We start from the raw sequence: 17,643 nt of genomic DNA on the forward strand, positions 1-17,643 counted from the left end.
GAGCGGGTGGCGCGTGCGCCGGTCGTCCGATCGGCCCGAAGGCACCGGGACCGGAAGCGACGCCGCCGCGGACTCCGGCTCGTCACCCCGTCGAACCGTCCGATCGACGGCGTCGGCGACCGTCGAGTGGGTCCGCGAGTACCGCGACTGGGTGATCGCGGTCCTGCTCGTCGGCGGCGAGCTGCTCTTCATCGCGCTGATCGTCGTGTTGTTCGCGTGAGTCGCGCGCCGAACGGGCCCAGTGTCGCGACCGCCGGGCTCCCGGCCGGCTCAGATACCCCAGAGCGCGACGATCCCGAGCGTCGTCACGACGGAGAGCAGGAGCTGGAGCGGTCCGCCGACGCGCAGGAAGTCCGTGAACTCGTAGCCGCCGGGGCCGTACACCATCAGGTTCGTCTGATACCCCACCGGAGTCATGAACGAGGTGGCGGACGCGAAGGTCACGGCGAGGAGGAAGGTGAACCCGCTGGCGTCGAGTCTCGCCGCCGCGTCGACGGCGATCGGGATCATCAACACGACCGTCGCCACCGGCGTGATCACGTTCGCGAGCAGTCCCGTGACGAGATAACACAGGAACAACACGGCCACGATCGGGAGGACGGCGCCGGTCGCGACGAGCGCCTCCGCGAGCAGCGCGGCCCCGCCGGTCGCCTCCATCGCGAGCCCGAGCGGGATCACGCCGGCCAGGAGGAAGACGACGTTCCACGAGACCGCGTCGTAGGCGTCCGCGGAGGAGAGACAGCCCGTGACGACCATCGCGAACACCCCGCCGAGCGCGGCGATCACGATCGGGAGGGCGTCGAGGGCGGCCAGCCCGACCACGGCGACCATGATCGCGACGGCGACGGGCGTCTCGGAGGAGAGCGGAGCGGCCGTCCCCGCCCCCTCCTCGAGCCGGTCGAGCGGGTCCTCGGGGATCACGAGGAGGTCGTCGCCCTCGGCGAAGTACTCGACCGACTCCGGCGTGGTCTGGACCAGGAGCAGGTCGCCGGCCTCCAGCGGGACCGACTCGAGGTCGGTCCGGATCAGGTCGCTTCCCCGGCGGATCGCGAGCACCGTCATCCCGTGGAACGCCTCCAGCCGGGACTCGGAGAGCGTCTCGCCGCGAAACTTGGACGACTCCGGAACCACGGCCTTCCCGAGTCGGTGGGACGAGTCCCCGCCCGTGAACGACTCCTCGGAGATCCCGTCGGGGCCGACGCGGCGCAGCCCGAACCGCCGGCGTACCCGGTTCACCGCGGTTCGCGGGCCGTTGACGACGACGACGTCGCCGGCGCGGAACCGCTGGTCGGTCCCGGCGGCGAGGAACGTCTCCCCGTCCCGTCGGACCTGGAGGGGGGTCACCGCCGCCGCGGTCCGGTCGTCGAGCCCCTCGATGGGATGGTCGACGAGCGACGAGTCCGGGGCGACCGCCAGTTCCGCGAGGAAGTCTCCGAGCTCGAACTCCTCGACGAGGTCGGCGTCGGCGGGGATCCGCGCCGGGGTGAGCCACCGGCCGACGGTCATCAGGTACGCGAGGCCGACGACGAGCACGACCGCGCCGAGCGCGGTGAACTCGAACATCCCGATCGGCCCCCGGTCGAGCAGCGTGGCGGCGAACTCGCTCGCCAGCAGGTTCGTCGAGGTGCCGACGAGCGTCAGCGTGCCGCCGAGGATCGCGGCGTACGAGAGCGGCAAGAGGAGCTTCGAGGGCGAGATGCCGGTCTCGCGCGCCAGGTCGGTGATCATCGGGATGAACACCGCAACGACCGGGGTGTTGTTGATGACTCCCGCGATCGGGCCGGTGGTCCCGACCGTCGCCGCCAGCGCGCGCGTCTCGCTGCCGCGGGTGAGCCGCGCGAGGTGGACCCCGAGCCGCTGGACCAGCCCCGTCCGCTGGATCCCGGCGCTCAGCATGTACATCGCCACGATGGTCACCGTCGCGGCGTTCGCGAACCCGGAGATGGCCGCGCGCGCGTCGACCCCCGTCCACGGCTCCAGCGCCGCGAGGGCGACGACGATCCCGATCGCGGTGACGTCGTTGGGGATGACCTCGGAGACGAACAGCCCCAGCGCGACGCCGATCAGCGCGAAGACGACGAGCGGGGCCGTCGGAACGCCGGCGAGAACCATGGCCGATCCACTCGGAGCGACGGTATATCGTTTCGGTCACGCCGGACGTGACTGCCGATCGGTCGTCGGAGATGGCCGTCGCTCGGCCGTCGGCGTGTGACTCGGAGAAGCGACGCGTCGTACTACTCGATGTGGCCTTCACGGCGGAGCTGGTCGGCCTGGTCGTCGGTGTAGCGCCACTCGACGTTGGCCTTCTCGTCCTGCCAGGACCACGGCTCCGCGAGGACGACGTCGCCCTCGTTGATCCACGTGCGATACTTCATTCGGCCGGGGATCCGACCCAGCCGTTCCTTGCCGTCCACACACCGGAGGCGGACGTGGTTGCCGCCGAGGTGCTCGGTCACCACGGCGAACACTTCGTCGTCTGAGGGCATTCGGAGGTTCCGACGCCCGGATTCTTCGCTCACGCCGTTCGGTAGGAGGCACGCCCGTATAAGTGGTGGGAGACGCGAGCGCGCGAGAACCATGGGAATCCGTGCCACGAGGGACTCTGACACTGAACGGGGTCGTCGGGGAGGTCACCCGAAGACGACGTCGACCTGTGCGCGCGTCTCCGCCTCGTCGCCGGAGTTGTCGACGACGACCACGTCGCCGTTCGTGCCGCGAGCGTGGTCGTCCGCGTCGATCCGGTCGAACGTCTCCTTGAAGTGGAGGTGGACGTCGAAGTCGGCGTCGCTTATCCCGTCGCGACGGCGGATCCGCTCCTCGACGACGGACTCCTCGCACTCGACTTTCACGAGGGCGAAGCGGGCGGCCGCGCGCTCGGCGGTCTCGCTCGCGGCCGCCCGGAACCGCGCGTCGGCGAACGTGGCGTCGAGGACGACCGACTCCCCCTCGGCCACGCGAGCGCGGGCGCGGTCGAGGAGCTCCTCGTACACGGCCTCCGTCTCCTCCTCGGCGTAGGTCGGCTCGGGGAACAGTTCTTTCCGGATCACGTCCGTGCGGAGGACCCGCGCGTCGACGTGGTCCGCCACCCGCTCCGCGACCGTCGTCTTCCCGACGCCCGGCAGCCCGCAGACGACGACGAGGGCTCCCGCCCCGGACTCGGCCTGACTCATTCGAGAGGAGGGTCCGTCGAGACGCACATGAACCTTCCCCTCGGCCGTCGGCGGTCCCGCCGCCACGTCGAGCGAAGGCTTCAAACCGCGTCCGGGCGACCCCTCCCCCATGGACGGACTCACCTTCGAACAGGAGACGGAACAGCTCTCGCCGATCGTCGTCGTCGCGACGATCGCGTTGATCGCCGTCTTCGTCGTCGGGTTGGCGTACCAGGCGATCGGCCTCGTGGTCTGAGGCCGCCTCGTGCCCCAGCGGTCGTCCCCGTGGCCGTCCGGCCGCGACCGGTGGCGACGTCAAAGAGTAAAGTGTCTCACCCCCGGAGACGGCGGTATGGCCAGCAGGGAGATAGACGACGTGGACAGGGCGATCCTGTACGCGCTTCAGGAGGACGCTCGAAACGTGTCGTCCGGGGACATCGCGGAGCGAGCCGACACCTCCGACAGCACCGTTCGAAAGCGCATCCGGCGGCTCGAATCCGACGGCGTGATCAAGGGGTACAGCGCCAACGTCGACTACCAGCGGTCGGGGTACCCGCTCCGCATGTTGCTCTACTGTACGGCCTCGATCCCGGAGCGCGGCGACCTCATTCCCGACGTGCTGGCGATCGACGGCGTCGTCTCGGTCCAGGAACTGGTCACCGGCGAACAGAACCTCCTCGTGACCGCCGTCGGCGAGACGGACGGCGACATCACGTCGGTCGCACAGAAGCTCCTCGACATGGGCCTCACGGTCGCCGACGAGGTGCTCGTTCGCACCCACGAGACGACCCCGTTCGGCGAGTTCGACGCCGGGAACCGGCCGACCGACGACGCCTGAAAGCGACCGTCGCCGACCTCCGAGCGGGATCGGTCTCCGAGCGGGACCGATCCCCCGGCGCCCGAGCGGGCGAGCCGCCCCCCTGACGACTTCGGCACACGACCGTCCATAACTATAACGTTCTATGATCGGGGATTTTCGAACGAATTGTGAATATAGACAGGCTTATTAGGCATATCGTTCTCTAGTGGGATGGAAAACGACCGGATCCGGATTCAGGCCGCCCGACGGCCGGAACCGGTCGTCCCACGGATCGAACGATGTCAGGACGCACCTCGAACCCGACGGTCGGAGCGCTCCCGGACGCGACGGCGGACTCGCCGGTCGTGCCGGTCGCACTGACGTGGCTCGTGTGGTCGCTGTTCGCCGCGAGCGTCGTCGTCCTGTTCGCTCGAGTCCGACTCGACGCCGCCTGGGATGTCCCCGGCGTGATCGGGATCGACGGTCTCACCGCGCTGATGTGGGTCGTCGTCACGTTCTTCAGCGGCGTCGTTCACAGCTACTCGCGCCGGTACATGGCCGGCAGCGCTCACGAGGTGGCCTTCTTCCTCGGCGTGTTCGGCTTCACCGTGACCGTGATGACGCTCGTGGCCGCCGACCACGTCGTCCTGTTCGGGCTCGCGTGGCTGACGATGGGCCTGGTGATGGCGCGGCTCGTCGGGACGATGGACGGCTGGAAGCAGGCACGGGTCGCCGCGAACGTCGCCCGCAGGTCCTTCCTCGCGAGCAGCGCGCTCCTCGCCGTCTCGCTGGCGACGCTGTGGCACGCCACCGGCGCGACGACGGTCTCCGGTATCGCCGCCGCCGCCGACGGTCTCGGCGGGCCGGCGTGGCTCGTCGCCGCGGTCGCGCTCGTGCTCGCGGCGATGATCCAGTCCGCGCTCGTCCCCTTCCACGGCTGGCTGCTCTCCTCGATGACCGCCCCGACGCCCGCCTCGGCGCTGATGCACGCCGGCTTCGTCAACGCGGGCGGCGTCCTGCTGATCCGGTTCGCCCCCGTCGTGACCGTCGACGCGACGCTCATGCTCGGCATCGTGGTCGTCGGCGCGACGAGCGCCCTCCTCGGAAAGCTGCTCAAGGCCGTCCAGCCGGACGTCAAGGGTGAACTGGCCTGCTCGACGGTCGGACAGATGGGCTTCATGATCATGCAGGCCGGGCTCGGCTTCTTCGGGGCCGCCGTCACCCACCTGATCCTCCACGGCTTCTACAAGGCGTACCACTTCCTCGGCGCGGGCGGCCGGATCGAACGCACCGCGCCGACGGAAAGCGAGCCTCGCGAGACGAGCGTCACGGGGGTCGCCGTCGTCCTGGCGACCGGACTGGCCGGGGGCGCGCTGTTCGCGGCGCTCACCGGGAAGGGGACGAGCGTCGACGGCGGGCTCCTCCTCGTGGCGTTCGTCGTGTTCACCACGCTCCACGCGGCCCGCGGCGCCGTCGATCGCGCCTCGCTTCCGGCGACGGTCCGGTACGGCGCGGTTCCGGTCGTCTTCCTCCCGGCCATCGCCGTCTACGCGCTCGTCTACGAGGCCGTCTCCGGCGTCCTGTCCGGCCTGCCGGTCGTCGCGGCCCCGACCGAACTGAGCGCCCTCCACGTGCTCGTCGCGCTCGCGTTCGGTGCCGCCTACGTCGCGGTGGAGGCCGGACTCCACGAGCGCAGCCGGCGTCTCTACGTCGCGCTGGTGAACGCGAGCCGGCCGGCTTCGGGCACCCTGCTGACCAGCACGGGGGAGTACGATGAGCACTGACCGCGTCGTCGCGGACGGCATCGAGCGGGCGGCGGCCACCGTCGGATCGGTGTGGCCGATCCACTCGTTCGTGACGGCCAACCCGCTCGCGGGCTTCGAGGACGTGTCGTTCGACGAGGCCGTCGCGCAGGCCTCGGACCTCTTCGGCGGCCGCGGCTACCCGCGTCCGGAGACGTTCCGGGCCGCCCTGGCGGACGGGCGGATCGACCGTGAGGTGCTCGACGCCGAGTTGGTCGCGCAGGGTCTGGAGGAGCGCCCCGAGGCCCTGCTCGAGCGCATGGACGCGGCGGACGGTCCGGGTCCCGACGCGAGATCCGCCGATCCCGACGCGGAGCGGGTCGACCGCGTCCTGACGAAGTGGCTGTCGGCGTTCCTCGACGAGGGCAGCGCGAAGTGGCCGATGCCGGACCGCGAGGACGGGTTCTACGACGCCTTCCGGTCGGTCGCGCCCCACGACGGACGGATACCCGACGACGGGGTCGTCGCCGACCTGCCGGCGTCGCCGCTCGCCGCCATCGAGTCCGCGCTGGAGCCGTATCCCGAGAGCCAGTGGGTTCCCCTCTTCGAGGAGCAGTTCGCCGCGCTTCCCGGCTGGACCGGCCTCATCAAGCGGCGTGCCGACGACGACGGCGAGTGGCAGTCGGCGTTCCCGATCACGCTCGAGGGGTACCTCGCCGTCCGTCTCGCGCTCGCGGACGGGTTCGGCGTCGACCTCGAACCCTCGACCGGGCCCGACGAAACGGGGACCGAAACGGGCGACGAGATCGCGGAGGCGTTCCTGCGCGCGTGGGAGGCGAGCTACCGTGGCGAGGTCGTCGAGCACGTCGCGGCCGAGAGCGAGGCGCTCGCCGCCGACGGCTCCGCCCCGGACGGCGCCTCGGCCGACGCTCCCGCGGCCGACGCTCCCGCGGCCGACGCTCCCGCGGCCGACGCTCCCACGGCCGATCGCCCGGACGCACAGCTGGTCTTCTGTATCGACACGCGGTCGGAGGTCATCCGGCGGCACCTCGAGGCGACCGGCGCGTACGAGACCCACGGCTACGCGGGCTTCTTCGGCGTGCCGATCGAGTATCGGGGGTACGGATCCGAGGTGTCGACCGACGCCTGTCCGCCGATCCTCGACCCGCAACACCGCATCACCGAGACGCCCACCGACGAGGACGCCAGAGCGAGTCGCGACCGCTGGTCGACCCTCCGGGAGACCGCCGGCGGGATAGTCGAGGCGCTGAAGGGCAACCCCGCCACCGCCTTCGGCTTCGTCGAGAACGCCGGCGGAGGATACGGGGCGGCGCTCGCGGCCCGCACGTTCGTCCCCGGTCGCGTCCGCGACCTGCTCGACGGCGTCGCGGGCGCGGCGCCCGACGACCACGAGTTCTGCGAGCCGGCCCTCGACCACGAGCACGCCGACGGGAACGCGCTCCCGACCGGCCTGACTCACGAGGAGAAGCTCGAGTACGCCGCGACCGCCTTCGAGCTGATGGGATGGGAGACGTTCGGTCGGCTCGTCGTCTTCACCGGGCACGCCAGCGAGACGACCAACAATCCCTACGACTCGAGCCTGGACTGCGGCGCGTGCGCCGGCAACCCCGGCGGTCCGAACGCACGGGTGCTCGCGGCCGTCTGTAACGATGAGCGCGTCAGGGCCGGACTCCGCGAGCGCGGCTTCGACGTCCCCGAGGACGCCGTCTTTCTCGCCGCCCAACACAACACCACGACCGACGAGGTGGAGCTGTACGACGGCCACGTCCCGGAGAGCCACGCCGCCGACCTCGACCGGCTGCGCGAGGACCTCGCCACAGCCCGCGAGCACGCGACCGCCGAGCGCGTCGCCTCGATGGGGGCCGACGGGGACGCGGGGGTCGAGGAGACCGAGCGCCGCGCCGGCGACTGGGCGGAGGCCCGTCCCGAGTGGGGACTGGCCGGCAACGCGGGGTTCGTGGTCGGACCGCGCGAGCTGACCGCCGGGCTGGACCTCGACGGCCGGGCCTTCCTCCACTCGTACGACTGGTCGACCGATCCGGACAGCGAGGCGCTCGAGGCGATCCTGACCGGGCCGATGGTCGTCACGCAGTGGATAAACGCCCAGTACTACTTCTCGACGGTCGACAACGCCGTGTACGGGAGCGGCTCGAAGGTGACGCAGAACCCCGTCGGCAACGTCGGCGTCTACCAGGGCAACGGCGGCGATCTGATGACCGGCCTCCCCCTCCAGTCGCTGATGGCCGCGGACGACGAGCCCTACCACCAACCCCTCCGGCTCTCGACGATCGTCCACGCCCCGGTCGACCGCGTCACCGACGTGCTGGCCGACCACGGGAAGCTGTCCGAACTGCTCGACAACGACTGGCTCTCGCTGACGGTCGTCGACCCGACCAGGGACCACCGCGCGTTCCGCTACGAGGAGGACCTCGAGTGGACGCCGGCGGTGGAGCGTTCCGACCCTCCCGAGGCGTCCTCGCCCGCTCCCGCGGTCGCGGACGACTGACCGCGGCCCGACCGACCGCGGCTCGTCCCGGTCAGGTCCGTTCCGGTCCGTTCCGTTCCGGTCCGGTCAGGTCCGCTCCGGTCCGTTCCGTTCCGGTCCGGTCAGGTCCGTTCCGTTCCGCGCAGGTCGGATCGCATCCGACAGTCGTATGCCGTCGCCGGCCGAACCGCCGGTGATGGACCGTCGAGTCCTGTTCGCGATCCTGTTCCTGTTCGCCGGCGGCGCGACCGGCGTCGGCGTCGCCACGTTCGCGTTCGTCGGCGTCGACGACGCGAACGCCGAAGCCACGGTCGTCTGGGAGTCCGACCCGGCCGCCGGCGACGACGGCACCGGGGCCGCGACCGTCGACGTCGACGGCGAGACGCGGGTGGTCCGGCCGACCGTCGAGGACGGCGACCGCGCCGTGCGCGCGGTGACCCCCGGCGAGGGCCGAGCGTGGACGACCCGGATATCGGACGAGACAGCCGAACCGGGCGATACCGCCGAACCGGGCGATACCGCCGCATCGGGCGATACCGCCGCATCGGGCGATACCGCCGGGACGGTCGGCGAGAACGACGAGAACGGAACCGACCCGGTCGGGGTGAGCCGGCTCGCGACCGGCACGCTCGCCGGGGATCCGGTGGTCGCGCTGACGACCGCGTCGGGGCGACTGGTCGTGTTGAACGCCGCCGACGGCGACGAGCGGTTCGCCGTCGGTCTCGGGGGCCCCGGCGGAGTCGTGCCGGCGATCGGCGACCCGACCGGCGACGGGTCGACCCTCGTCGTCGCGGCCGCCGCGGACGGTTCCGTGCTCGCCGTCGACGCCGACGGCGAGCCGGTCTTCGAGGCGTCGGTCGACGGGCGGGTCGAGCGGCGGCCGCTCGTCGTCGGACCCGACCCCGACCCCGACGGACGCGACGGCGGGATCCCCGGCGGCGTCGCGGTGTCGACGGCGGGAACGGATCCGGGAACCGTCCACTTCATCGGCGAGTCGGGCGAGACGCGCTGGACGCGGACGCCGACGGTGACGGCGGTGGACTGGAACGCCGCGACGACGCGCCGCGGACCCGTCCTGACGCTCGGCGGGGCCAACGGGAACCTCGAGGCGCTGGAGGTCGCGGACGGCTCGTCGCGGTACGAGGTCGGCCTCCAGGACCGCCCCGTCGCGGTCGGCGATGCCGACGACGGGCGCGTCCTCGTCGGCGGCGTCGGAAGCATCTGGGCCGTCAGCCTGCTCGACGGCGAGGTCGTCTGGAAACAGCAGTACGGCGGGCGGACGCGCGTGAACGCGCCCGGCGTCGGCGAGGCGACCGGCGACGACGCGTTCGAGTCGGCCGCGGTCAACCGCGAGGGCGAGGTGCTCGGACTGACGCCCACCGGCGAGGTGGTCCTCCGGGGGAGCGTCCCGGAGACGGTCGTGTACGCGGGACCGCTGTTCGCCGACGTGGACGACGACGGAAGCGACGAGATACTGGTCGTCGACCGGCGCGGCGTCGTGCGGGCGCTGTCGACGTAGCCGCCCCCGGCGGGCGGGGTCCGTCCCGTCGGGGTGGTTCTTATACCCTCACGATCGGTTGATCGACACACGGAAGCGGGATGACGGACCGTTTTCACCGGAAACGAGGTGTGCCAACGAGGCGGCCGCTAGGCGGTGGTCGGGTCGTTTCGACGGGAAACCGATATCGGTCGACGAGACGGCGCGGGCGGTTAGTGCGACTCGTCCTCGTACACCCACGCCGCGGTGTCGAGGGCGTAGTCGACGAGCTCGTCGTCGTCGAAGAAGAGGTCGATCTCCCGTTCGTTCGCGCCCTCGTCCTCGTGGTCCGACGCGTGGATCACGTTGTGGCCCAGATCGAGCCCGAAGTCGCCGCGGATCGTGCCGGGCGCGGACTCGGCGGGGTCGGTCTCGCCGACCATCGCGCGGACCTGCCGGGTCGCGTCCGCGCCCTCCCAGACCATCGCGAAGACGGGGCCGGAGGTGATGAACTCGACGAGGCCGTCGAAGAACGGCTTGTCGGCGTGCTCGCCGTAGTGCTCGTGGGCGAGCTCCTCGTCGATCCGCATGAACTTGCCGCCGACGAGCTTCAGTCCGCGCTCCTCGAAGCGGGAGACGATCTCGCCGATGAGGCCGCGCTGGACCCCGTCGGGCTTGACCATCACGAAGGTGCGCTCGTCGTGGTGGCTCATTCCTCGCCTCCGGCGGCGCGTCCCTCCTCGGTCCACTCGAGGTCGCGCGCCTCGCGGCCGAGGAAGTAGTTCTTCTCCGCCTTCGAGTCGACGAAGTGGAGGATCTGTCCGTTCGTCCTTACGTACATCGTGCCCGTGCCGGGCTCGATCTCCTCGCCGGTGTAATCACAGGTGCGTGTCTCGACCATGGGTTATCGGCCTCCGATGGCGTCGGCGTCACGCTGGGTCTCACGCAACTGGAGCACGTCGCCCAGCCGGACGGGACCCAGGACGTTTCGCGTGATGATCCGTCCCTGGTTCGATCCCTCCTGGATGCGGCATTTGACCTGCATGGCCTCGCCGTGCATCCCGGTCTTGCCGACGACCTCGATCACCTCGGCGGTGGTCGAGTCGCCGGTTCCCTCTTCTGCGCTCATGGGTGGTTATCGGAGCTCCGCGACCTTCTCGCCGATGTCCTCGATGTCGTCGGCGGCGTCGCCGGCCTCGACGACCGCGGCGGCGGCGGAGCCGACCTCGAGGCCCGCGGCGTGGCCGACTTCGTCCTGGGTGTCGACGAAGACGACCGGGATCCCCTTCTCCTCGGCGAGCTCGGGGAGGTGCATCACGATCTCCTCGGGCGAGACGTCCTCGGCGACGAGGACGAGCTTCGCGTTGCCGCGCTCGACGGACTTCGTGGTCTCGTTCGTTCCCTTCTTTACGGTACCGGTGTCTCGGGCGACCTCGAACGCCTCGAGCGATCGCTCGGCGAGGTCGGCCGGGGTGTCGTAGTCTACGTAAACTGGCATGTGTTGTTCACCTATGTCCTCCGTGTGGGCTCGCGTGTCCGTCCCGTGGTCGGTCCCTATCGGAACGGCACATCATCGACCCCACAGAGGGTGTACTCCGGGGTACTCTTGGACAGCATAAAAGCGCTTTCAAAGCGCTCGGACCGCGTGCGAGGGCGTGACGGGGGGATCCTCACGGTCGTTCCCGATCGCTGACTCGCTCCCGATCGCTCCGACGCGCTCCCGATCGGTCCGATCCACCGCGACCCCTCGCTGTCGGGTCCGCTTGCGATCGTTTTTGTCCGCGCCGCTCGGAGGGGCGTCCACGCATGGCTCGTCTCCTCCACTACTCCGACATCGAGAACGTCTTCGACGTCCCCGAGCGGGCGGCCCGGCTCGCCGGCCGGATCCGCGCCCTCGACGCCCCCGACGCCGCGGTCGTCGCCACCGGCGACACCACCGCGCCGGGCGTCCTCTCGCTGGTCGCGAAGGGCCGCCAGACGATCGACTTCTACGCCGCCACCGACACCCTCCTCGACACTTTCGGCAACCACGAGTTCGACTACGGCCCCGACGCGCTCCGCGGGCTCGTCGACGACGCGCCGGTGGAGTTCGTCTCCGCGAACGTCCGCGACGAGGACGGCGAGCTCTTCGGCCGCTCGGAGGGCGTCGTCCCGTGGACGACCCGCGCCGTCGACGGCGCGACCGTGGGGTTCGTGGGCGTCACCGACCCCGCGACCGACTCGCTCAACCCGATGGCCGCGCCGCTCTCCTTCGACGACCCCGTCGCGGCCGCGCGGGAGGCGCTCGCCGACCTGGAACGCGAGGGCCCGGCGGTCGACCACCGCGTCGTCCTCTCGCACCTCGGCGGCGGCGACGACGATCTCGCCCGCGAGCTCGACGTGGACGCGGTGCTCGGCGGCCACGTCCACAGCCGGCGGAACGAGCGCGTCGACGGGACGCTCCTCGTCCGGCCGGGCGTGAACGGCGAGGCGGTCGCGGAGGTCGACCTCGGCGACCCGGCCGACCCCGACGTGTCCGCCACCGCGACGCTCCACGAACCCGACGGCGTCGCCCCCCACGCGGAACTCGAGCGGGCGCTCGCCGAGCGGATGGGCGCGGCCGACCTCGGCGAGGTCGTCGACCGCGTCGCGGAGCCGATCGAGCGAACGAGCGACGTCGTCCACGGCGGGGAGTGCCGCGTCGGCAACTTCGTCGCCGACGCGTTCCGGTGGGCCCACGACGCCGACGTGGGGCTCTCGAACGCCGGCGGCCTCCGGCAGGGCGACCCCTGGGCCGGCGACGTGACGAAGGCCGACCTCATCAGCCTCATCCCCTTCGAGGAGCCGGTCGTGCTGGCCGAGGTCGACGGGGAGGAACTCCTGGCGATCCTCCGGGAGATGGCCGCCCCCGACGTCGACTTCGGCGAGGAGGACTGGTGGCACGGCCACGTCTCGAACGCGCGGGTGGTCTGGGACGCGGCCAACGAGAAGGTCGTGGAGGCGACCGTCGGCGGCGAGCCGATCGACCCCGACGCCCGGTACACTGTTGCCACCTCCGAGTACCTGCTCCACTCCGACCACGAGTACCCGACGCTGGAGGAGCGTCACCGGATCGGCGAGGCCGACATCCAGTACGAGGTGCTCGCCGCCTTCGCCCGCGAGCACGGGATCGATCCCGAGATCGAGGGGCGGATCGAGATCCGGAACCGGGAGGAGTGACGGCCGGGACGCGACGCCCGTCAGTCGAGGTCCACGTCCACGTCGTGCTGGCGACCCGCCGCCTTCACGGTGTTGTACAGGAGCATCGCGCGGGTCATCGGCCCGACGCCGCCGGGAACGGGCGTGATCGCGCCCGCGACCTCCCTCGCCGACTCGTAGTCGACGTCGCCGACGAGTTCGTACCCCTTCTCCGTGTCCGTCTCGACGCGGTTTATCCCCACGTCGATCACGGTCGCGCCCGCCTTCAGCATCGAGCCGTCGACGAACTCCGGGATGCCGGCGGCGGCGACCACGATATCGGCCCCGGCGAGTTTCCCTTCCAGGTCCTCGGTGCGGGAGTGACAGACGGTCACGGTGGCGTTCCCCTGCGGGGCCTTCTGGATCAGGAGGTTCGCCATCGGCTTGCCGACGATGTCGGAGCGCCCGACGACGACCGCGTCGGCCCCCTCGGTCTCGACGTCGTAGGCGGCGAGCAGCTTCTGTACGCCGTGGGGGGTACAGGGCTTGTAGCGGGCGTCGCCCGCGACGAGGCGGCCGACGTTCTCGGGGTGGAACCCGTCCACGTCCTTCTCGGGGTCGATCCGCCGGAGCACCTCGCGCTTCCCGACGTGGTCGGGCACGGGCAGTTGAACCAGGATCCCGTGGACGTCCTCGCGGGCGTTGAGGTCGTCGATGGTCTCGAACAGCTCCCCGGCGGGGGCGTCGGCGTCGACGTCGACGTGGATCCCCTCGATGCCGACCTCCTCGCAGTCGCGCTGTTTCATCGAGACGTACGTCTCGCTCGCGGGGTCGTCGCTCATCAGCACGGTCGCCAGTCCGGGAGTCACGCCCGCGTCCGCGAGCGTCTCCACGCGATCGGCCACGTCGGATCGAACGTCGGCCGCCACCGTCTCGCCGTCGATGACCTCGGTCATATCCGAACGGGGTGCCGGGAGGAACAAAAGCCGTCCGGGATCGTGTCGATCGATTCGATCGAGCCCCTGGATCTATCCACGGGGATGGATCTCCGGGCGGTCAACGGCTCACATCGACCACGATTCGGCACAGGCTCACTCCGGGTACAGTTCCTCCTCCCGCTCGACGGCGTCGATCGCGGCGACGTCCTCGGGTGCGAGCTCGAGGTCCGCGGCCGCGAGGTTCGCCCGGAGGTGTCGCTCCGTCGACGCCTTCGGGATCGCCACGACCGGCTCCTTCGCGGTCGCCCACGCGATCGCGACCGCCTCCGGCGTCGTCCCGTGGCGCTCCGCGACCTCGCGGACCGCGTCGACCTCGGCGACCCGCCCGCCCGCGAGCGGCGAGTACGCGACCACGGAATAGCCGTGCTCGCGGGCGTGTTCGAGGATCTCCGGTCGGTACCGTAACGGGTGGAGTTCGGTCTGGTGGGCGGCGATCGGCGCGTCGAGGACCCCGCGGGCGCGCTCGAGGTCGTCGATCTCGAAGTTCGAGACGCCGACGGCGTCGACGACTCCGGCGTCGACGAGCCGGTCCATCGCCGGAAGCGTCGCATCGGGATCGTACGCGCCGCGGGGACGGTGGACGTACAGCAGATCGAGACGGTCGACGCCGAGGCGGTCGGCGCTCTCGCGAGCGGCCGGACCCACGTCGTCGCCGGCGAGCCGGTCGACCCAGAGCTTCGTCGCGACCGTCACGGCCGCCCGATCGACGTCGCTCGCGGCGAGTCCCGCGCCGACGACGCCCTCGTTGCCGTAGATCCGAGCGGTGTCGAGATGCCGGTAGCCGACCTCGAGGGCGGCCGCGATCGGCTCCGGCTCGTCGATCCCCATCGTCCCCAGCCCTACCGGCGGGAGCGTCGAGTCCATACCGTGAGTGGCGACCGTCGGCGTATAAACACCCGACCGACGACTCTCCGGGCCGCGACCCGGGCGGTCGGGGAGCCGGTGGACGCTCGCGATGCCCGCAAAGCCGCGCTCACGGCGACCCGATCGGCGAGCGGCCGCAGAGGCTCACGAGGTCGTGGAGGTCGTCGATCTCGTAGGTCGGCTGCGCCGAGAGTTCGAACGAGCGGCGGTGCGGCCGCCGGATGAACGCGGAGTCGATCCCTGCGTTGTCGGCCGCGCGGACGTCCGACTCGTTGTCGCCGACGAACAGCGCGGTCGAGACGTCCAAGTCGGCGAGCGCCCGCTCGAGGTAGTACGGGGAGGGCTTCTTCCGCGAGAGGCTGGCGATCGAGGGCTCGCGGCCGTAGACCACGTCGAAGCGGTCGACGAGCCCGAAGTGCGCGAGGAGGTCGTCGACGGTGGCCTGCTGGTTCGAGGAGACGACCCCGAGCGCGGCGTCGAGGTGGCCGAGCGCCCCGACGTCCTCGTACGGGGTCTTGCGGCCGGCACGCGAGGCGGCGATCTGCGCGTCGGAGGCGGTCTCGTCGCGGACGCGCCAGAACTCGGCCGGGTCGATCCCGTAGCGGTCACAGATGTTCGTCAGGGTCGCCGGGTCGACGCCGACCGCGACGTCGTCGACGTGAGCGAGGTCGGGGTCGGTCACGCCCAGTCGCTCGAAGGCCTCCCAGGCGGCCTCTCGGAGGGTGTCGAACGGCGTGCGACCGACGATCACTCCGTCGTGATCGAGAACGACGGCGTCGTACACGCCACGCTCTCGGGGAGTAACGGTCAAAAGCCTTTCAGTCGGACGTTCGGGCGGCTCCCGTGTTCCGTGGGCCGTCGTCCCACGCTCCGCGACGACCCCTGTACTTTCAATACCCGGCGCGTCCAACCCTCCGATTGGACCATGAACATCGCTGATATCGCAGTGCCGGAGTACGTCGAGGTCGACGCCGACGAGCGGCTCGCCAAGGTCCGATCCATCTTCGAGCGCGAGAACCCGAAGGGGATAGTCGTCACCGAGGACGGCGAGTACGCGGGGGTCGTCGGCGAGAAACAGCTGCTGCGCTCGCGGATGGAGGACGACACGAAGGTCTCCGCCGTCGTCAAACCCGCGCCCTCGGTGAAACGGACGGAGGACGTCCGCGAGACCGCCCGCCTCCTCGTCGAGGGCGACGTGAAGATCGCGCCCGTCTACGAGGGCGAGAAGCTCTACGGCATCGTCACCGTCGACCAGATCCTCGAGGCCGTCTTAGAGAGCCTCGACGCGATCACGGTCGATCAGATCGTCACGACCGACGTGATCGGCATCAACGAGAAGGACAGCGTGGGGCGCGCGATCAACCGGCTCCGCGAGAACGGGATCTCCAGACTGCCGGTCCTCGACGACGACGGGATGCTCGCCGGCGTCGTCACCACGAACGACATCGTCGAGTTCGTCGTTCGCGACCAGGAGCGGCAGGGTAGCGGCGACCGCGCCGGCGACATCGACCGGATGCTCGATCTCCCCGTCTACGACATCATGTCGAGCCCGGTCGTGACCGCGACCGCCGACGAGACCGCTGAGGAGGCGGTCTCCCGCATGTTCGACAACGACGTCTCCGGGCTCGTCGTCACCCCCGAGGACGTCGAGGCCGTCGCGGGGATGGTCACCAAGACCGACGTGTTGCGCGCGCTCACGTTCACCGAGGAGGACTCGCTCGACGTCCAGATCACGAACGTCGACCTGCTCGATCGCACCTCGCGAGAACACGTCGTCGAGTCGATCGAGAGCGTCGCGGACAAGTACGCCCAGATGCAGGTGATGCACGCGCACGTCCGGCTCCACCAGCACAAGGAGAAGCTCCGCGGCACCCCCCTCATCCAGTGTCAGATCCGGCTCCGAACGGACCAGGGCCAGGTCGGCGGCTCCGGCGAGGGGTACGGCGCGGAACACGCCTTCCACGTGGCGCTCGACAAGCTGGAGCGGAACGTCCTCGAGATCAAGGGCGTCAACGCCGACGAGGAGTACCGCGGCCAGCTGCTCCGCAAGCTCGGCGAGCTCTGAGCGGTCCCGACGCGACCCTCGACCCGACGTTCCGGCCCCTTCGACGTCTCGTTTTCTCCGAGTTCTCGTTCGTCTTCGAGCGAGCAACCGGCCTCCCCGCTCTCAGTCCTCGGTCGCGCCCGCCGCCAGTCCCTCCTCGACGATCCGGAACGTGGCGGAGTCCCCGGCGGCCTTCGAGCGGTGTTTCTCCAGGGTCGCTCGACGGTTCCCGCCGCGGAAGCGGTCAACGCGGAGGATCGCGCCGGTCCAGTGGTTGAGCGTGTTCCCCCCGAGCGCGCGGTCGCGATCGCTCTCCGGATCGGTGAACACCTGGTTCGTGATCACCACCGCAAGGTCGTGGCGCCGCGCCAGCGAGAGGAGGTGCGTCACCTGTTTCGCGACCTTCCGGAGCGACTGGCCACCCTCCGTGTCGTCGGCGCGCTCGAGCCGGTAGAAGCCGGTCGCGGAGTCAACCACCACCAGATCGACCTCCGCCGCGAGCTCCTCGGCGTCGCGGACGGCCTCGCGCTGGTCCTCGAAGTCGTACGCCTCGGTGATCACCAGCCGCGAGGCCAGCTCCTCGACGCCCTCGTCGACGCCCGGCCGGTCGACCCGCGCGCCCGCCATCTGCTCGAACCGGTCGATCGAGAGCCCCTCGGTGTCGATGAAGAGCGACCGGTCGCCGGCGGCCGCGACCTCGATGGCCGCGGCGAGCGCGAGGTTGGTCTTGCCCGCGGCGGGCGGGCCGTACACCTGCGTGACCACCCCGCGTTCGAACCCGCCGCCAAGCAGGTCGTCGACCGGCTCACAGCCGGTCGGGATCGGATCGCTCACTGGCGGTCCTTCAGCCCCGTTGGTCTTTAAGCGGTCGGTACGGCGGGACGTCCGGCGGCGTCGCGACCGGACCG

Annotated in this window: 18 protein-coding genes and 1 pseudogene; 8 read left to right on the top strand and 11 right to left on the bottom strand. The window is 70.7% G+C overall.

Annotated elements, in window-relative coordinates:
• Positions 1 to 220: pseudogene (locus tag DJ70_RS17125) on the top strand (hypothetical protein); the annotation flags it as partial.
• Positions 221 to 270: 50 nt separating this feature from the next.
• Here the strand turns inward: DJ70_RS17125 and DJ70_RS00850 are convergent.
• From DJ70_RS00850 to DJ70_RS00860, 3 genes are all read right to left on the bottom strand, one after another.
• Positions 271 to 2,112: an SLC13 family permease gene (locus DJ70_RS00850; RefSeq protein WP_094529249.1), complete on the bottom strand. Its 1,842-nt coding sequence runs from the start codon at positions 2,110 to 2,112 to the stop codon at positions 271 to 273.
• 122 nt (positions 2,113 to 2,234) lie between these two features.
• Positions 2,235 to 2,519, bottom strand: a complete 285-nt coding sequence (gene eif1A, locus DJ70_RS00855; protein WP_066417331.1) for a translation initiation factor eIF-1A — start codon at positions 2,517 to 2,519, stop codon at positions 2,235 to 2,237.
• A gap of 111 nt (positions 2,520 to 2,630) precedes the next feature.
• Complete coding sequence (locus DJ70_RS00860) at positions 2,631 to 3,281, bottom strand: AAA family ATPase (protein WP_394338440.1); 651 nt, start codon at positions 3,279 to 3,281, stop codon at positions 2,631 to 2,633.
• Here DJ70_RS00860 and DJ70_RS17905 point away from each other — a divergent pair.
• The 5 genes from DJ70_RS17905 to DJ70_RS00880 all read left to right on the top strand — a co-directional run bounded on the left by DJ70_RS17905 (position 3,280) and on the right by DJ70_RS00880 (position 9,715).
• On the top strand, positions 3,280 to 3,405 hold the full coding sequence (locus DJ70_RS17905; RefSeq protein ID WP_269799195.1) for a hypothetical protein: 126 nt from the start codon (positions 3,280 to 3,282) through the stop codon (positions 3,403 to 3,405). The genes DJ70_RS00860 and DJ70_RS17905 overlap by 2 nt on opposite strands.
• A gap of 96 nt (positions 3,406 to 3,501) precedes the next feature.
• A complete protein-coding gene (locus DJ70_RS00865) occupies positions 3,502 to 3,987 on the top strand; it encodes an Lrp/AsnC family transcriptional regulator (RefSeq protein WP_094529255.1) in 486 nt (161 codons plus the stop codon).
• 260 nt (positions 3,988 to 4,247) lie between these two features.
• Entirely contained in the window at positions 4,248 to 5,732 is a 1,485-nt protein-coding gene (locus tag DJ70_RS00870; RefSeq protein WP_094529258.1) for a proton-conducting transporter transmembrane domain-containing protein, read from the top strand.
• Positions 5,722 to 8,217, top strand: coding sequence for a DUF2309 domain-containing protein (locus DJ70_RS00875; protein WP_094529261.1), 2,496 nt, complete (start codon positions 5,722 to 5,724; stop codon positions 8,215 to 8,217). The genes DJ70_RS00870 and DJ70_RS00875 overlap by 11 nt, the downstream gene beginning before the upstream one ends.
• 175 nt (positions 8,218 to 8,392) lie before the next feature.
• Positions 8,393 to 9,715: an outer membrane protein assembly factor BamB family protein gene (locus DJ70_RS00880; RefSeq protein ID WP_094529265.1), complete on the top strand. Its 1,323-nt coding sequence runs from the start codon at positions 8,393 to 8,395 to the stop codon at positions 9,713 to 9,715.
• A 191-nt stretch (positions 9,716 to 9,906) separates the two neighbouring features.
• On the opposite strand, the gene ndk is transcribed toward DJ70_RS00880, so the two are convergent.
• The 4 genes from ndk to rpl7ae are packed head-to-tail and all read right to left on the bottom strand — an operon-like array spanning position 9,907 to position 11,171.
• On the bottom strand, positions 9,907 to 10,386 hold the full coding sequence (gene ndk, locus DJ70_RS00885; RefSeq protein WP_094529268.1) for a nucleoside-diphosphate kinase: 480 nt from the start codon (positions 10,384 to 10,386) through the stop codon (positions 9,907 to 9,909).
• Positions 10,383 to 10,574, bottom strand: a complete 192-nt coding sequence (locus DJ70_RS00890) for a 50S ribosomal protein L24e (RefSeq protein WP_094529271.1) — start codon at positions 10,572 to 10,574, stop codon at positions 10,383 to 10,385. The genes ndk and DJ70_RS00890 overlap by 4 nt, the downstream gene beginning before the upstream one ends.
• 3 nt (positions 10,575 to 10,577) lie before the next feature.
• The gene (locus DJ70_RS00895) at positions 10,578 to 10,802 is read right to left on the bottom strand and encodes a 30S ribosomal protein S28e (RefSeq protein ID WP_066417357.1); all 225 of its coding nucleotides are present in this window, start codon (positions 10,800 to 10,802) and stop codon (positions 10,578 to 10,580) included.
• A gap of 6 nt (positions 10,803 to 10,808) precedes the next feature.
• The gene (gene rpl7ae, locus DJ70_RS00900) at positions 10,809 to 11,171 is read right to left on the bottom strand and encodes a 50S ribosomal protein L7Ae (protein WP_094529274.1); all 363 of its coding nucleotides are present in this window, start codon (positions 11,169 to 11,171) and stop codon (positions 10,809 to 10,811) included.
• A gap of 308 nt (positions 11,172 to 11,479) precedes the next feature.
• Between rpl7ae and DJ70_RS00905 the strand changes: the two genes are divergently transcribed.
• Positions 11,480 to 12,871 (top strand): bifunctional metallophosphatase/5'-nucleotidase, encoded by a 1,392-nt coding sequence (locus tag DJ70_RS00905; RefSeq protein ID WP_094529277.1) that lies wholly within the window; start codon positions 11,480 to 11,482, stop codon positions 12,869 to 12,871.
• A 20-nt stretch (positions 12,872 to 12,891) separates the two neighbouring features.
• Here DJ70_RS00905 and DJ70_RS00910 read toward each other — a convergent pair whose 3' ends face one another.
• The 3 genes from DJ70_RS00910 to DJ70_RS00920 form a co-directional block, all read right to left on the bottom strand.
• Positions 12,892 to 13,785 (bottom strand): bifunctional methylenetetrahydrofolate dehydrogenase/methenyltetrahydrofolate cyclohydrolase, encoded by an 894-nt coding sequence (locus DJ70_RS00910; RefSeq protein ID WP_094529280.1) that lies wholly within the window; start codon positions 13,783 to 13,785, stop codon positions 12,892 to 12,894.
• Between the two features lie 135 nt (positions 13,786 to 13,920).
• Positions 13,921 to 14,691, bottom strand: coding sequence for an aldo/keto reductase (locus DJ70_RS00915; RefSeq protein WP_094529284.1), 771 nt, complete (start codon positions 14,689 to 14,691; stop codon positions 13,921 to 13,923).
• 109 nt (positions 14,692 to 14,800) lie between these two features.
• Complete coding sequence (locus DJ70_RS00920) at positions 14,801 to 15,475, bottom strand: HAD family hydrolase (protein ID WP_094529287.1); 675 nt, start codon at positions 15,473 to 15,475, stop codon at positions 14,801 to 14,803.
• A gap of 141 nt (positions 15,476 to 15,616) precedes the next feature.
• On the opposite strand from DJ70_RS00920, the gene DJ70_RS00925 reads away from it, so the two are divergent.
• Positions 15,617 to 16,756: a CBS domain-containing protein gene (locus DJ70_RS00925; protein WP_094529290.1), complete on the top strand. Its 1,140-nt coding sequence runs from the start codon at positions 15,617 to 15,619 to the stop codon at positions 16,754 to 16,756.
• Between the two features lie 102 nt (positions 16,757 to 16,858).
• Here DJ70_RS00925 and radB read toward each other — a convergent pair whose 3' ends face one another.
• Positions 16,859 to 17,569: a DNA repair and recombination protein RadB gene (radB, locus tag DJ70_RS00930; protein ID WP_094529293.1), complete on the bottom strand. Its 711-nt coding sequence runs from the start codon at positions 17,567 to 17,569 to the stop codon at positions 16,859 to 16,861.
• Positions 17,570 to 17,643: the final 74 nt, after the last annotated feature.

This window comes from Halorubrum halodurans, from assembly GCF_002252985.1.
GTDB lineage: Archaea > Halobacteriota > Halobacteria > Halobacteriales > Haloferacaceae > Halorubrum > Halorubrum halodurans.